The sequence below is a fragment of the Polynucleobacter cosmopolitanus genome (genome assembly GCF_002224225.1).
Lineage (GTDB): Bacteria > Pseudomonadota > Gammaproteobacteria > Burkholderiales > Burkholderiaceae > Polynucleobacter > Polynucleobacter cosmopolitanus.
Window position 1 is genome coordinate 53099 of sequence record NZ_NJGG01000003.1, and the last position, 14802, is coordinate 67900.

Annotated in this window: 15 protein-coding genes; 10 read left to right on the top strand and 5 right to left on the bottom strand. The window is 44.6% G+C overall.

Features of this window, described 5'->3' with window-relative positions:
- Positions 1–34: 34 nt before the first annotated feature.
- The 3 genes from AOC33_RS08110 to moaE are packed head-to-tail and all read left to right on the top strand — an operon-like array spanning position 35 to position 1965.
- A complete protein-coding gene (locus tag AOC33_RS08110; protein ID WP_180738128.1) occupies positions 35–1246 on the top strand; it encodes a molybdopterin molybdotransferase MoeA in 1212 nt (403 codons plus the stop codon).
- Positions 1247–1255: 9 nt separating this feature from the next.
- Positions 1256–1513, top strand: a complete 258-nt coding sequence (moaD, locus tag AOC33_RS08115; protein WP_089516517.1) for a molybdopterin converting factor subunit 1 — start codon at positions 1256–1258, stop codon at positions 1511–1513.
- Positions 1514–1515: 2 nt separating this feature from the next.
- Positions 1516–1965 carry a molybdopterin synthase catalytic subunit MoaE gene (gene moaE / locus AOC33_RS08120; protein WP_089516518.1) on the top strand — a complete coding sequence of 150 codons (450 nt, stop codon included), beginning with the start codon at positions 1516–1518 and terminating at the stop codon, positions 1963–1965.
- Positions 1966–1993: 28 nt separating this feature from the next.
- Here moaE and dinG read toward each other — a convergent pair whose 3' ends face one another.
- Positions 1994–4090: an ATP-dependent DNA helicase DinG gene (gene dinG / locus AOC33_RS08125; RefSeq protein WP_180738129.1), complete on the bottom strand. Its 2097-nt coding sequence runs from the start codon at positions 4088–4090 to the stop codon at positions 1994–1996.
- Positions 4087–4326 (bottom strand): GIY-YIG nuclease family protein, encoded by a 240-nt coding sequence (locus AOC33_RS08130; protein ID WP_089516520.1) that lies wholly within the window; start codon positions 4324–4326, stop codon positions 4087–4089. The genes dinG and AOC33_RS08130 overlap by 4 nt, the downstream gene beginning before the upstream one ends.
- Positions 4327–4421: 95 nt before the next feature.
- Here AOC33_RS08130 and clpB point away from each other — a divergent pair, with 95 nt between their 5' ends.
- The 4 genes from clpB (at position 4422) to aceA (ending at position 10346) form a co-directional block, all read left to right on the top strand.
- Positions 4422–7016 (top strand): ATP-dependent chaperone ClpB, encoded by a 2595-nt coding sequence (gene clpB, locus AOC33_RS08135; RefSeq protein WP_089516521.1) that lies wholly within the window; start codon positions 4422–4424, stop codon positions 7014–7016.
- Positions 7017–7077: 61 nt separating this feature from the next.
- Positions 7078–8289 (top strand): MFS transporter, encoded by a 1212-nt coding sequence (locus AOC33_RS08140; protein WP_089516522.1) that lies wholly within the window; start codon positions 7078–7080, stop codon positions 8287–8289.
- Between the two features lie 21 nt (positions 8290–8310).
- A complete protein-coding gene (gene rraA / locus AOC33_RS08145; RefSeq protein WP_089516523.1) occupies positions 8311–8805 on the top strand; it encodes a ribonuclease E activity regulator RraA in 495 nt (164 codons plus the stop codon).
- 242 nt (positions 8806–9047) lie between these two features.
- Complete coding sequence (gene aceA / locus AOC33_RS08150) at positions 9048–10346, top strand: isocitrate lyase (RefSeq protein WP_089516524.1); 1299 nt, start codon at positions 9048–9050, stop codon at positions 10344–10346.
- A 78-nt stretch (positions 10347–10424) separates the two neighbouring features.
- On the opposite strand, the gene maiA is transcribed toward aceA, so the two are convergent.
- Positions 10425–11078, bottom strand: a complete 654-nt coding sequence (gene maiA, locus AOC33_RS08155) for a maleylacetoacetate isomerase (RefSeq protein WP_089516685.1) — start codon at positions 11076–11078, stop codon at positions 10425–10427.
- A gap of 88 nt (positions 11079–11166) precedes the next feature.
- Between maiA and AOC33_RS08160 the strand changes: the two genes are divergently transcribed.
- From AOC33_RS08160 to AOC33_RS08170, 3 genes are read left to right on the top strand one after another with little or no spacing between them, the layout of a single operon-like run.
- A complete protein-coding gene (locus AOC33_RS08160; protein ID WP_089516525.1) occupies positions 11167–11595 on the top strand; it encodes an HIT family protein in 429 nt (142 codons plus the stop codon).
- Between the two features lie 23 nt (positions 11596–11618).
- A complete protein-coding gene (nth, locus tag AOC33_RS08165; protein ID WP_089516526.1) occupies positions 11619–12257 on the top strand; it encodes an endonuclease III in 639 nt (212 codons plus the stop codon).
- A gap of 2 nt (positions 12258–12259) precedes the next feature.
- The gene (locus AOC33_RS08170) at positions 12260–12685 is read left to right on the top strand and encodes a DUF1841 family protein (RefSeq protein WP_089516686.1); all 426 of its coding nucleotides are present in this window, start codon (positions 12260–12262) and stop codon (positions 12683–12685) included.
- Positions 12686–12711: 26 nt separating this feature from the next.
- On the opposite strand, the gene rsxB is transcribed toward AOC33_RS08170, so the two are convergent.
- Both rsxB and AOC33_RS08180 read right to left on the bottom strand, forming a co-directional pair.
- Positions 12712–13398, bottom strand: a complete 687-nt coding sequence (gene rsxB / locus AOC33_RS08175; RefSeq protein WP_089516527.1) for an electron transport complex subunit RsxB — start codon at positions 13396–13398, stop codon at positions 12712–12714.
- Complete coding sequence (locus tag AOC33_RS08180) at positions 13391–14722, bottom strand: polyhydroxyalkanoate depolymerase (protein ID WP_089516528.1); 1332 nt, start codon at positions 14720–14722, stop codon at positions 13391–13393. Before AOC33_RS08180 ends, rsxB begins: the two co-directional genes overlap by 8 nt.
- Between the last annotated feature and the right edge of the window lie 80 nt (positions 14723–14802).

Below are 14802 nucleotides of genomic sequence, written 5' to 3' on the forward strand. Positions count from 1 at the left end.
TAAGCCCATGTCGCAAGCCATGAACAAACCCCCCATGAAAACTGCTGCCGAGGCCCTTGAGCACCTCTTGGCTCAAGCAAAGTCGAGTGCAGAAGTTGAAGTGGTCAATACTCAAGATGCTTTGGGCAGAATCTTGGCCAGGGATATCCTAAGCCAAGTGGATGTTCCCCCGATGAACAATACCCAGATGGATGGTTATGCCGTTCGTGTGGCTGATATTCAAACAACCGGACAAAGTTTTGTGGTTTCTCAACGCATTCCTGCTGGGCATGTTGGTACAGAGCTCAAGTCTGGCACGATTGCCAGAATTTTCACGGGGGCTACGATTCCTCCTGGCGCAGATGCCGTGGTGATGCAGGAAGATTGTGTGGTCAACGGTGATCAAGTCACTATTCAAGAAGTACCTAAGCAAGGTCAATGGATCCGCTTGCAAGGTGAAGATTTAAAAGCGGGTGGCGTGGCTTTGAGCAAGGGAACTTATCTCAGAGCTCAAGAGTTAGGCGTTGCGGCCTCTGCTGGATATGATCAGTTGCCAGTCATCAAAAAGATCAAAGTGGCTGCTTTTTTCACTGGCGATGAATTAACTTTGCCAGGTCAGCCACTAAAACCTGGCGCTATTTACAACTCCAACAGAGACACTCTCTTGGCATGCATACGTTCACTCGGTTGTGAAGCTACTGACTTGGGCATCGTGCCTGATACTTTGGAAGCTACCAGAGATGCTTTGCGTCGCGCCAGTAAAGACCATGATTTGATCATCACCTCTGGTGGTGTGTCAGTGGGTGAAGAAGATCACATCAAGCCAGCTGTGACTGCTGAAGGTCGTCTAGATATGTGGCAAATTGCCATCAAGCCAGGCAAACCATTGGCATTTGGAGCTGTTAAAAAGCAGGGTGCTGATCATTTAGAAACTTGGTTCATGGGATTGCCCGGTAATCCGGTGTCTAGTTTTGTCACATTTTTATTATTTGTTCGTCCCTTCATTAGTAAGCTGCAGGGAAGAGCTCATGCAAATGCTCCTGTGATCATGATGCGTGCAGATTTTGATTGGTCAAAGCCTGATCGCCGCAATGAATTTTTGCGTGTCCGCATCAATGCCCAGGGTGGCTTAGATTTATTCCCCAATCAAAGCTCAGGTGTTTTAACCAGCGCTTCATGGGCGGATGGTTTGGTCGACAACCCGCCACTTCAAGCCATCAAACCTGGCGATATGGTGAAGTACATGTCTTTTTCAGGAATGATTTAAGCTATCAACATGAAAATAACGATTAAATTCTTCGCCTCTTTGCGTGAGACCCTGAAAACATCACAAGAGCAGTTCGATGTTCCCGCCTCAGTGAAAACCTTGACGGAGTTGCGCCATCATTTGATGAGCAGAGGCGCATCATGGTCTGAAGCATTGGCAGAGGGTAAGGCTGTGCGCATGGCTTTGAATCACCAAATGGTGGAAGGTGATACAGCTTTGGTTGATCAGGCTGAAGTGGCTTTCTTCCCTCCAGTGACGGGCGGATAAACATGCCAGTTCGTATTCAAACTGAAGATTTTGATCTCTCACAAGAGATCAAGCAATTAAGAGCTGGTGATGCTCGCGTTGGTGCGGTAGCTTCATTTGTAGGTACGGTCCGAGATCGCAATGATGGTTCCGAAGTAGCTGCGATGACTTTAGAGCACTACCCAGGCATGACTGAAAAGTCTCTTGAAGAAATCATTGAAAAAGCCAAAGCTCGTTGGGATATTTTTGACGTTTTGATCATTCACAGAGTGGGTCCTTTGAACATTGAAGATCAAATCGTTTTAACGGCTGTGACCAGTGCTCATCGTGGTGAAGCTTTTGCCGCTTGTGAATATGTCATGGACTACCTTAAAACCTTGGCGCCATTCTGGAAAAAAGAAGATACCCCTGAAGGAGCTCGCTGGGTGGATGCACGCCTGAGCGATGATGAAGCTCTGAAGAAGTGGCAGTAATAGCAATTCTTCTAAAAACTCAAACAAACTAAATCAAACGTTTGAATGGCGGCAAGCCTGCCAGAATCTTTTTGCCATACGGTTTTGTTTTTAGTCTTTTATCTAAAACGATGATGGTGGCATGATCTGTTTCTGTTCTGATGCCACGGCCCACCCATTGTTGTAACTTCAAAGCCACGGCAGGCACGCTGATTTCATAAAAAGGATTGCCTTGATTCTTTTCAAGCCATTCTGATTTGGCTTCTTCAACCGGTGAATCAGGTGGTGCAAACGGTAATTTGGTGATCAAGACAGTTTCACATAATTTCCCAGGAAGATCTAAGCCTTCACCAAAACTTTGCATGCCAAACAAAATACTGCGATGACCATCCTGGATGCGTGATTCATGCTGGCTGATTAATTTATTGCGAGGCATATCTCCTTGCATCAAGACATCTTGTAAAAAATCATCAGGCAAGTCCTCGTGAACCTGTTTCATTTGCTTTTTTGATGTGAACAAAACCAAGGCGCCATGCTTCAAATCCTTTAGCTGCTTTGGGATTTCATCAGAAAGTTCATCTGTATGTCCTTGGGCGTTCGCACTGGGGCAGTTAATCATTTCTGGAACAATGAAAGTGCCTTGCTCCTCGTAATTAAAGGGTGATTCGGCTTCAAGCGTATTTGTCTTTGGGAACCAGTTCAAACCAGTTTGTCCTAAGAAGTATTGAAAATCACCCATGGTTCTGAGCGTTGCAGAGGTCAAGACTGCTGCAGAACTGGTAGACCACAGTGTCTGAGCTAAATTTTGAGCAGCGCTGATAGGGGAGGCGTGAAGCTTGAAGTCAAAGGTAGATCCTAAGTCCTGCCATTCCACCCATTTGGCAATTGGCGGGTTGGCATCAGCTTGCATGAGATGCCAGGTGTTTGATAGGTTTTCAGTTTTTGATTGATAGCTACCAATTTCTAAAATCGCAGGGCTGAATGAATCTTTATCGATACTGTTATTTCTTTGATCGTTGAGTTGTTGCAAAATTTTACTGATTCGATTGTTCAGAGCGATTGCCAGTGGCCCAATGGTTTCAGCATAACTGGAGAACTCAGGACTTAGTTCGCCATTTTTAAAGCGGTGGATGACTTGCTCATGAGTCACAAAGTTAGCCAATCTCAATGAATTGATCATTTGCTTGGTATGCATGATCAAATCTTCAACATGAGCGTGAACCTCATCCACTGTTTTTCCTGAAGAGTCTGGCAGCAGCGCATCGGCACGCAAAACTGCTGCCATGATCTTTTCTAGCCACCTGGTGCTGGCAATCAAGCCGACGGATGAAGCAAAATGCTTGATACCAACTTGAGGAAGATTGTGGGCTTCATCAAAGATATAAAGGGTTTCTGATGGATCAGGAAGAATCTTTGAGCCCGAGGCAATCGTTGAAATCACCAAATCATGATTGGCGATGATCACGTCTGCTTTGACAAGGTCGCGTCTGGCATTGAAATAGGGGCAGACGTTGAAGCGTTGGCAGTGCCTGCCCAAGCATGAGCTTCTTTCTGCAGCAATTCTGGGCCACATGCTATCGGTGATTTCTGGAGGTGCAGTATCTTTGTCACCATTCCATGAACCATCATTCAAGCTAAGTAGCGCATCTGCAAAACTATCTTTATCTTGTTCTTTAGGGGGGGCGTCCCAGTTGGCATCTTCAAAAAGCGCTGTTTGTTTGGTTTTACCGCTGACTTGTTCCAAACGGATATTGCACACATAACGACTGCGACCTTTGGCCAGGGCATATTCAAACGAGATCGGTGATAAATCTGCCAAATTAGGCAAATCTTTTTGCATCAACTGCTCTTGGAGTGCAACAGTGCCGGTGCTGATGATCACGCGCTTGTTGAGTAACTTGCTGAACACAATAGCTGGAATGAGGTACCCAAGCGTTTTACCCACACCTGTTTTACCTTCAACCACCAATATATTGTCGCCATCTCGGACGTCTTTAAGACTTTTTGCTTGGCTCAAGGTTTGAGCAATATGCGCAAACATTTGTTCTTGGCCCACGCGAGTCTTAAAGCCTGGCCAATTTGCTTGAACAGCTTGGTAAAACTCTTGGATTTTTTCCTGGATGTCTTTTAGGTGCTCGTTACTCACGCAAAAAATCCTGGTTTGAGGTTTTTAGGGAGTTTTTTGATCTGGCTTTCAGCCTTAGAAGCCTCAGAGCGGTTTTCAAATGCCTGCTGGGCGATCAATTTGACGGGACTTCTACCGCGGGTGTACTTGGCGCCTGTGCCATTGTTATGAGCGTTGATACGGTTCTCCAGGTCATTGGTGATGCCAGCGTAGTAGCTTCCATCAGAACATTCCAAGAGATATAAACACCATGACATCCCCCTATGATAAAGCCAGCAATTTATTTGATCTAAATCACTTGAAATTTAGGCTTATGTACCCACATACTGAACATAAATAATGGGAGATATCCATGAGACTAGATAAATTAACCAGTAAATTTCAAGAAGCCCTGGGCGAAGCCCAAAGCTTGGCCTTGAGCGCTGATAACCAATACATTGAGTCTGAACATGTCCTTTTAGCGATGTTGCAGCAAGCTGACAGTACTGCTAAATCATTGATTAATCGAACCGGTGGTAATGCGCTGGCTTTAGAAAAGGCATGCCAAGCCTTGCTTGCTAAATTACCTCAAGTGCAGGGCACGGGTGGTGATGTGCAAATTGGTCGTTCTTTGGCTGCTCATTTGAATCTAACTGAAAAGGAAGCCACCAAGCGAGGTGATGATTTCATCGCAGGTGAACTTTTCTTATTGGTGTTAAGTGACGATAAAGGTGATCTTGGTAAAGCAATCAAGGCCGCTGGTATTACCCGTAAAACATTAGAAGCTGCCATTGAGGCAGTTCGTGGAGGACAGTCTGTGAATAGTGCTGATGCTGAAAATCAACGTGAAGCTTTAAAAAAATACACCCTCGATTTAACCGAGCGTGCTCGCTTAGGAAAGCTAGATCCTGTCATTGGTCGCGATGATGAAATTCGTCGTGCGATTCAGATTTTGCAACGCCGTACCAAGAACAATCCCGTATTGATTGGTGAACCAGGTGTTGGTAAGACAGCGATTGTTGAAGGCTTGGCCCAAAGAATCATTGATGGCGAAGTTCCTGAAACCTTAAAAAACAAACGCGTTCTAGTTTTAGACATGGCCTTGCTATTGGCTGGAGCCAAGTACCGCGGAGAATTTGAAGAGCGCCTTAAGGCTGTTTTGAGTGATGTAGCAAAAGATGAAGGCCAGACGATTGTTTTCATCGATGAAATACACACCATGGTCGGCGCAGGTAAATCAGAAGGTGCCATGGATGCAGGCAATATGCTCAAGCCTGCTTTGGCACGTGGAGAATTGCACTGCATCGGTGCCACAACATTGGATGAGTACCGTAAATACATTGAAAAAGATGCTGCTTTGGAGCGTCGCTTTCAGAAAGTCATGGTTGGTGAGCCCAGTGTTGAAGACACGATTGCTATTTTGCGTGGCTTACAAGAAAAATACGAACTGCATCACGGTGTAGAAATCACGGATCCTGCGATTGTGGCTGCCGCAGAGTTATCTCATCGTTACATCACAGATCGCTTCTTGCCAGATAAAGCGATTGATTTGATCGATGAAGCCGCATCTCGCATCAGAATGGAAATTGATTCAAAGCCAGAAGTCATGGATAAGTTAGATCGCCGTTTGATTCAATTGAAGATTGAACGTGAAGCTGTCAAGAAAGAAAAAGACGAAGCTTCGCAAAAGCGTCTAGCGCTGATTGAAGAAGAGATCAAGCGTTTGGGCAAAGAGTATGCAGACCTTGAGGAGATTTGGAAAGCAGAAAAGGGTGCTGCTCAAGGAACAGCTTCGATCAAGGAAGAGATTGATAAAGTTAAATCTGAAATCGTCAAATTACAGCGTGATGGCAAATTAGAAAAAGTTGCTGAATTGCAGTATGGAAAGTTGCCGGAACTAGAAGGTAAATTGAAATCAGCCGCTGTTGCAGAGGCCAAAGGTTCTACTTCTAAACACAAACTATTGCGCACCCAAGTGGGTGCAGAGGAAATCGCTGAGGTGGTCTCAAGAGCCACAGGTATTCCTGTATCAAAAATGATGCAAGGAGAACGCGATAAGTTATTGCAAATGGAAGATTACTTGCACAATCGAGTGATTGGTCAAGAAGAGGCTATTTCAGCTGTTTCTGATGCTATTCGCCGCTCACGCGCTGGTCTATCTGATGAAGGCAAGCCTTACGGTTCATTCTTGTTCCTCGGTCCAACTGGCGTTGGTAAAACAGAGCTTTGCAAGGCTCTGGCTGAGTTCTTATTTGACAGTGATGAGCACTTGATTCGCATTGATATGAGTGAATTCATGGAAAAGCACAGTGTGGCTCGCTTGATTGGAGCGCCTCCTGGGTATGTTGGTTACGAAGAAGGTGGTTATTTAACTGAACTCGTTCGTCGCAAGCCTTATAGCGTCATCTTATTGGATGAGGTTGAAAAAGCTCATCCTGATGTATTCAACGTCTTGTTACAAGTCTTGGATGACGGTCGCATGACTGATGGACAGGGTCGCACTGTGGACTTTAAAAACACCGTGATCGTGATGACCAGCAATTTGGGTTCGCAAATGATTCAGTCGATGAGTGGTCAACCACAAGAAAAGCTCAAAGAAGCTGTGATGGGTGATGTCAAAGATCACTTCCGTCCTGAATTTTTAAATCGCATTGATGAGATGGTCGTGTTCCATGGCTTAGACCAAAAGAACATTGCTGCGATTGCCAAGATTCAGTTGCAACGTTTGCGTGATCGTTTGGCAAAGATGGATATGTTGCTGGAGGTCAGTGACGCAGCTCTTGCAAGAGTCTCAGAGGCTGGTTATGACCCTGTCTTTGGAGCAAGACCATTGAAGAGGGCGATTCAACAATACATTGAAAACCCAGTGGCTCGACTAATTCTAGAAGGTAAGTTTGGGCCTAAAGCGATTGTTCCAGTAGACGTTGATAAGAATGGGGCATTCATGTTTGATCGGGTGGTTCACTAAGCAAGTCCAGAGACTTTTAGTAAAACTAGGAGCCTCATTCAATCAGTAGTAACATAGGCCAATGACTATTCGTACAGACGCGGAGGTTATTGGCCTTGTCAGTGTGGCCCATGGAACCTCTCATTTTTATCATTTAATCTTAGCGCCACTATTCCCATGGCTAAAAATTGAATTTGGGCTCAGTTATGCTGAGCTCGGGTTCTTGATGACGATGTTCTTTGTTGTCTCAACCATCATGCAAGCTGCTGCTGGTTTTTGGGTTGATCATTCTGGCCCTCTAAAAGTCCTTTTCTTTGGTGTTGCAACTCTGGCGATTTCAGCCCTGGTTCTGTCGTTTTCAACAGGCTATTGGAGTTTGTTATTTGGGGCCTGCTTGGCAGGCCTTGGAAACGGTGTATTTCATCCGGCTGATTACACCTTGATTAATCGCCGAGTTTCTCCCAAGCGTTTAGCTCATGCTTATTCAATGCATGGCGTCTCGGGAGCTCTTGGTTGGGCAGTTTCTCCAGCCGTGCTGGTAACTGTTACCACTTTTGCAGGTTGGCGAGAAGCTTTGTTAGTTGCATCAGCCATTGCATGGACCATATTAGCTATTTTTTACTGGAGACGTCACGTTTTGATGGGCTCTCAGGAAGAGCGTGATCTTGAAGAAAGTGCCAGAAAAAATTCATCGGCATTCTCTTTTGATTATTTGAAGTTACCAATGGTGTGGATGTGTTGGGGGTTCTTCTTTTTGAGTGCTTTGGCTTTAAGTGGGGTTCAAAGTTTTGCACCAACTGCCATGCAGTTGCTTTATGACTTGCCAATTGCTTTGACAACTGCTGCGTCTTCTTCATACATGTTGGCCAGTGCAGTGGGGATATTCTTAGGTGGTTTTATTGCATCCCGAGCACGTTTTCCAGAAAGAGTCATCGCCATTGCTTTTACTTTGGGCAGTTTAATTTCGATGTTAATTGCGATGACTGTCGTTTCTGGATCAACCATGATGAGTTTGTTTACTGTGATGGGTTTCTGTGTAGGTATTTCTGGTCCTTCTAGAGATTTGATGATTCGTTCAGCAACACCCAAAGAGGCTTCTGGCCGTGTTTTTGGCACAGTTTATTCAGGACTTGACTCAGGCTTGGCTATTGGGCCATTAATTTTTGGTTTATTAATGGACTGGAAGATGGTTCCTGGAGTCTTTATTTTAATTGCGGTTTTTTTAATGTTGACTTTGCTCACTGCTTATCGAGTTGGTGGAAACAATCGTTCAACCCAATTAAAAAATGCTTAAAGATATTTTTTGGAGAGAGCTATGAGCTTTGCCACCACCGATCTATGTGATGCTAATGAAGACTTAATTGCAACTGGAGTTCTGCGTGTTTGTGCACCGGGTTTTCGAGCATATGGTGGTTTGTCAAAGTTCAAGGGTCCAGCAGTCACTCTCAAGGTGTTCGAAGACAATACTTGGGTCAGAACCATCCTTGATGAACCTGGTCAGGGCAGGGTGTTGGTCATCGATGGTGGTGGCTCAATGCGCTGTGCTTTGGTTGGGGGTAATTTGGGCGTTTTGGCTGAGAAAAATAACTGGGCAGGTATTCTGGTCAATGGCTGTGTGCGCGACACCCTAGAGCTTGCTCAAGCCAAAGTAGGTATCAATGCGTTGGCAGTTCATCCGCAAAAAAGCGTCAAACGCAATGTGGGTGAGCGTGATTTGATCATTGACATGGCGGGCACGACGGTCAAGCCTGGTGACATGATTTACGTGGATCAGGATGGGGTGTTGGTTGCAGATCGACTCCTTGATTAACTGATTTATGTAAATTTTCTAAGTGTTGCATATCGTTGCAACTGATGATTTAGCATTCCATAATATAAAAATAACTCCCTAAGTCATTAATTTAATTAGGATATATATTCTTTGCCCTAGTCAAATTAATCCTTGCAATCTCGTTCACAAATACATAAACTCTTATATAAGACATAAGACACATAAATTGATAGCCATATGTCTTATGGGCACACATTTTTGTTATTTAACGGGAGAGAAGCATGTCAACACGTCAACAAGAAATCGATGCATTGCAAAAAGATTGGGATACAAACCCACGTTGGAAAGGTATCAAGCGCGGTTACACAGCAGCTGATGTAGTTCGTCTACGCGGTTCATTTCAAATCGAGCACACATTGGCTCGTCGTGGTGCTGAAAAACTATGGAGCTTGGTTAATAACGAGCCATACGTTAACTGTTTAGGTGCTTTGACTGGTGGTCAAGCGATGCAACAGGTTAAAGCGGGCGTGAAGGCCATTTATTTGTCAGGCTGGCAAGTTGCTGCTGATAACAACACCTACTCATCTATGTACCCTGATCAATCTTTGTACCCAGTTGATTCAGTACCTAAAGTTGTTGAGCGTATCAATAACACTTTCCGCCGTGCTGATGAAATTCAGTATTCAAAAGGTATTGAAAAAGGTGACAAGGGTCACATTGATTGTTTCGCGCCAATCGTGGCTGATGCTGAAGCAGGTTTCGGTGGTGTATTGAATGCCTTTGAATTAATGAAAGCCATGATCAAGGCTGGTGCTGCTGGTGTTCACTGGGAAGACCAATTAGCTTCAGTGAAGAAGTGTGGCCACATGGGCGGTAAAGTGTTGGTTCCAACACAAGAAGCTTGTCAAAAGTTGATCGCTGCTCGTATGGCTGCGGACGTTTGTGGCGTACCAACATTGGTGATCGCTCGAACAGATGCTGAAGCTGCTGACTTGTTGACATCAGACTACGATGAAAACGATAAGCCATTCTTGACTGGTGAGCGCACTGCAGAAGGTTTCTATAAAACTAAGAAGGGTATCGATCAAGCGATTTCACGTGCGATTGCTTATGCTGAATACGCTGACTTGGTATGGTGTGAGACTGGTACACCTGATCTTGAATTTGCTCGCAAGTTTGCTGAAGCAGTTCATGCTATGCACCCAGGCAAGATGTTGGCATACAACTGCTCACCATCATTTAACTGGAAGAAAAACTTGGACGACGCAACCATTGCTAAGTTCCAACGTGAGCTTGGTGCGATGGGTTACAAATATCAATTCATCACATTGGCTGGTATTCACTCTATGTGGTACAACATGTTCGACTTGGCTCAAGACTATGTTGCACGCGGTATGTCTGCTTATGTTGAGAAAGTTCAAGAGCCTGAGTTCGCAGCTCGTGATCGTGGTTACACATTCGTATCACACCAACAAGAAGTTGGTACTGGTTACTTCGACGAAGTAACAACAGTGATTCAAGGTGGCGCATCATCTGTAACAGCCTTAACTGGTTCTACAGAAGAAGAGCAGTTCCACTAAGCAAGTCATTGATTTGGGCGTATCCCGCCTGAGTTGATAGCCCGGCCAAAAGCCGGGCTTTTTTATTTCTTAAATTTTTTATGATTTATTGGGATAGTCTATTTGAGCTTCCCAAGATGCTTGAATGAATGCTGGTAACTTCATGCATTCATCGAATACTTGTTGAATCTTTGTGAATTTACTTAGATCGCAATTGCTTGCTTTGGCGTTCATGATCTGCGGAATCAAGCACACATCAGCCATGCTGACTTCATCGCCAAGGCAGAACTTTCCTTGGCGTGCTTGTGTTGATAATGTTTTTTCTACGCCAGCAAGTCCAAGTTCAAGCCAGTGTTTGGCCCATGAGCTTTTCTGATCGTCACTGAGCTTTAATTTTTTGTGTAGATATTTCATTACCCGCAAATTATTCAAAGGATGAATGTCACAAGCGATGTCCATGCTCAAGGCTCTGACCCAGGCTCGCTCCTCAATATTCTTTGGTAACAAGGCGGGTGTTGGATGAGCTTCCTCTAAGAACTCAATGATGGCTAGTGATTGGCGCAGAACATGAGAGCCATGCTCTAAAACAGGGACCAGATCCTGAGGGTTTTTGGCTGAGTAGCTTGGCAGGTGCTGTTCACCGCCTTGCTTTAAAAGATCAACAGGAATGACCTCATGTGTGAGGTTTTTGAGATTGAGTGCAATTCTGACTCTAAAAGCCGCTGAGCTTCGCCAATAGCTGAATAATTTGATGTCCATGAGTCATTCATTATTTAAGTTTTACCCAGTTTATATCTAGAAAAGGTTTTCGTCTTTTTCTGAATTAAGCGAAAATACCACCATGAATACAAATTGTCCTTTGTGCACCTCGGATGGTGGTGAGTTGATTTGGAAAAATCACGAGTTACGCGTCATTTTGGCCAATGAGCCAGAGTTACCTGGCTTTTGTCGAGTGATTTGGAATGAACACGTGGCTGAGATGAGTGATTTGAGTCTGGATCAGCGTGGTCGTTTATTACACATCGTGTTCTTGATTGAAAAAATCATGCGAGAAGTCATGCAACCTGACAAAGTGAACCTCGCCGCTTTAGGCAATATGGTGCCTCATCTTCATTGGCACATCATCCCTAGATTCAAAGAGGATGTGTTCTTTCCAGGATCTGCTTGGTCCGAGAAACAAAGAGAAAGCAATGCCGCTCATCTTCAAAAGCAGTCAGTCAAAGTCCCCGTGATGGTCAAGCGCATACAAGATGTCTTGGGTCACGTTTAAAAAATTGTGAGTTACTGACTTAGATGAATCCACAAAAACGATTGGCTTTTTTTGAGGCTCTGAAAAGCAATAATCCCAAGCCGACCACGGAACTTGAGTACACCACGCCTTTTGAATTGTTAGCGGCTGTTTTATTGTCAGCGCAAGCAACAGATGTCTCGGTCAATAAAGGGACCAGAGTTCTATTTCCAGTAGCCAATACTCCTGAAGCAATTCATGCGCTTGGTGTTGATGGCTTGATACCTTACATTCAGCACATTGGCTTATTTAAAACCAAAGCAAAACATTTGATAGAAACTTGTCGTCTGTTGATCGAGCGCCATGGTGGAGTAGTTCCTGAGGACAGAGACGCTCTAGAAGCATTGCCAGGGGTTGGTAGAAAAACAGCGAACGTGATTTTGAACACAGCCTTTGGTCATCCAACCATGGCGGTTGATACACACATTTTCAGGGTATCAAATAGAACTGGATTGGCACCGGGTAAAGATGTTTTAGCCGTTGAGATGGCGCTGCTTAAGAGAGTCCCCAAGGATTATTTGATTGATGCTCATCATTGGTTGATTTTGCATGGTAGATATACCTGTAAGGCCAGAAGCCCCGATTGTGCAAAATGCATTGTTGAGCCATTATGCTCATTCAAAGAAAAGAATTTCTCCATATGAGTTTGTTTAATCCCAGCAAAGAGGAAGTCAGGCAATTTTTTTGTGAGGCCTGGGCCAAGCAAGAGCGCTCTGGCATCCTCACTCCCATGGAATCAATCGCGGCTAGATGGATGGTGGAGCATCCTGAGTATCACGGCATCTTAAGTGATCTTGAATCTGCCAAAGAGGCTGAGTACACCCCTGAAAAAGGACAAACCAATCCTTTCTTGCATCTATCCATGCACATGTCCATCACTGAGCAGGTGCAAATTGATCAACCACCTGGTATTCGTGAAGCCAGTAAGCAATTGTCGATCAAGTTAGATTCTGAGCATGAGGCTCAGCACAAAATCATGGAATGTTTGGGGCAAGTTCTTTGGAATGCGCAAAGAGATGGAACTCCGCCAGATATGGTGGCTTATGTTGAAGCCATTAAAAAATTAGTTTAGTGTTGCCTGTCTAGTAAGCCAGGTATTTAGCTAGATGACTGAAGCTTCTCTTGAGCTCTGGCCATGGCGGCTGCAATGATGGCGCGCTTGCGTTCAATCTCTGATTTCTCATCTTCGGTTTTGGCACTTTCAAGATCAAGAGCCTTGGCTTTATTTTTAGCCTTGAGAGCCAGACGGCGTACATTGTCTAATTCTTCGCGCTCCAATCTCTTTTCACGAGATTCGTATCGATTTCTGGCTAGATCAGCCAATTGTTGACTCCAGGCATCCCAGCCAGTTGCTTTTCCAGTGACAGGAACCATGGTGATGCAATCAACTGGGCAGGGTGGAATGCACAGATCACATCCTGTACACCATTCATCAATCACCACATGCATTTGCTTTGATGCTCCGACGATCGCATCAACTGGGCAGGCCTGAATGCAAAGCGTACAACCAATGCATGCCTTTGATTCAATTAGAGCGACTGATCGAGGGCGTTCTTCGCCATTCAGAGGGTTGAGTTCTAAAACTTCTTTGTTGAGTATTTTTGCTAAACGGGTAATGCCTTCTTGTCCGCCAGGAGGGCACTGGTTATGAGAAGCTTCACCAGTTGCCATGGCTTTTGCATAAGCCCTGCAGTCAGGGTAGCCACATTTGGTGCATTGAGTTTGAGGAAGTGCGGCTAATAGACGATCCGATAGGTCATCAAGACCGTCTATGGCTTTATGCATTCTTTGAGGCTGATTTTTTGGTGGCTACTTTTTTAACAGCAGGTTTTTTGACTGCTCTTTGTACAACAGCTTTACTTCCCTTGATCGCATGTTTGCGAATGAATTGCCCAACTTCTGGGTAGACCATTTCGCGCCAACGACGACCAGAGAAAATACCGTAGTGACCAGCACCTTTGACTTCGTAGTGCTGTTTTTTACTATCAGGAATATTTTTACATAAGCCGTGAGCAGCTTTTGTTTGACCACTACCAGAAATATCATCCAACTCACCTTCAATGGTCAAAAGGGCTGTACCTTTGATGTCTTGTGGCTTGACTAACTTACCACCGACAACCCATTTACCAGTTGGTAAAGCGTGGTCTTGGAAAACAGTTTTGATCGTTTCTAAATAGTAGGCTGCATCCATGTCCAACACAGCGTTGTATTCATCATAGAACTCAATATGAGCTTGAGCATCTTGTTTATCGCCCTTGACCAAGTCTTGGAAATAATCCCAATGAGATTGAACGTGACGATCAGGGTTCATGGCAACAAAGCCGGTGTGCTGAAGGAAGCCTGGGTAAACACGACGTCCTGCGCCAGGATGTGGAGGAGGGACAGTGAAGACCACATTGTTTTCAAACCATTCGTATGATTTGTTGGTGGCAGTTGAGTTCACCATGGTCGGGCTCTTACGAGCATCAATAGGGCCACCCATCATGGTCATGGTTCTTGGGGTTACTTCACCATTAGAGGCCATCAATGAAATTGCACCTAATACAGGGACCGTCGGCTGACAAACAGACAGAACGTTCAAATCTTTTGCACCGATGGCGCGAATAAAGTCTTGGATGTAATGAACATAGTCATCCAAAGAGAAAGTACCGTCTTCAAGAGGAACCAATCGGGCATCAACCCAATCGGTGATGTAGACCTTGTGATCTTGTAGCAATGTGCGAACTGTGTCGCGCAACAGGGTGGAGTGGTGACCTGATAAAGGAGCCACGATCAAGATCGCTGGATCTTCTTTGAGTTTTTTGATGACATTGACGTCATCAGAAAAGCGCTTAAAACGAACTAATTTGCAAAATGGCTTATCAACAACGGTGAATTCGTTGATGGCAACATTCTTACCGTGAGCCATCACCGTTTTAATTTTGAACTCTGGCTTCTCATATTCTTTACCTAAGCGGTATAGAAGCTCATAACCAGCAGCAATTCTGGTGGCTGAGGGAAGGAGTGAAAGTGGGTTGCTGGGATTTACAAAGGTCTTTGCTGTTGCCTGAGCCCATGCTGTCAAAGGTTGAAGCAAGGCTTTTTGGAATTCTTGATATTGATACAGCATTAGTTAATCTCCCGAAATCTAAAAATGTCCAAAACGGAGTTAAGGACTAATGTGCCTTTAGACACTTTTTACATTAACTA

What these genes read in the sequence shown, in the direction of transcription:
- AOC33_RS08110 (WP_180738128.1), top strand. Translation starts at nt 35, where the DNA reads ATGAAAACTGCTGCCGAGGCCCTTGAGCACCTCTTGGCTCAAGCAAAG.
- moaD (WP_089516517.1), top strand. Translation starts at nt 1,256, where the DNA reads ATGAAAATAACGATTAAATTCTTCGCCTCTTTGCGTGAGACCCTGAAA.
- moaE (WP_089516518.1), top strand. Translation starts at nt 1,516, where the DNA reads ATGCCAGTTCGTATTCAAACTGAAGATTTTGATCTCTCACAAGAGATC.
- AOC33_RS08130 (WP_089516520.1), bottom strand. Translation starts at nt 4,326, where the DNA reads ATGTCATGGTGTTTATATCTCTTGGAATGTTCTGATGGAAGCTACTAC.
- clpB (WP_089516521.1), top strand. Translation starts at nt 4,422, where the DNA reads ATGAGACTAGATAAATTAACCAGTAAATTTCAAGAAGCCCTGGGCGAA.
- AOC33_RS08140 (WP_089516522.1), top strand. Translation starts at nt 7,078, where the DNA reads ATGACTATTCGTACAGACGCGGAGGTTATTGGCCTTGTCAGTGTGGCC.
- rraA (WP_089516523.1), top strand. Translation starts at nt 8,311, where the DNA reads ATGAGCTTTGCCACCACCGATCTATGTGATGCTAATGAAGACTTAATT.
- aceA (WP_089516524.1), top strand. Translation starts at nt 9,048, where the DNA reads ATGTCAACACGTCAACAAGAAATCGATGCATTGCAAAAAGATTGGGAT.
- AOC33_RS08160 (WP_089516525.1), top strand. Translation starts at nt 11,167, where the DNA reads ATGAATACAAATTGTCCTTTGTGCACCTCGGATGGTGGTGAGTTGATT.
- nth (WP_089516526.1), top strand. Translation starts at nt 11,619, where the DNA reads ATGAATCCACAAAAACGATTGGCTTTTTTTGAGGCTCTGAAAAGCAAT.
- rsxB (WP_089516527.1), bottom strand. Translation starts at nt 13,398, where the DNA reads ATGCATAAAGCCATAGACGGTCTTGATGACCTATCGGATCGTCTATTA.
- AOC33_RS08180 (WP_089516528.1), bottom strand. Translation starts at nt 14,722, where the DNA reads ATGCTGTATCAATATCAAGAATTCCAAAAAGCCTTGCTTCAACCTTTG.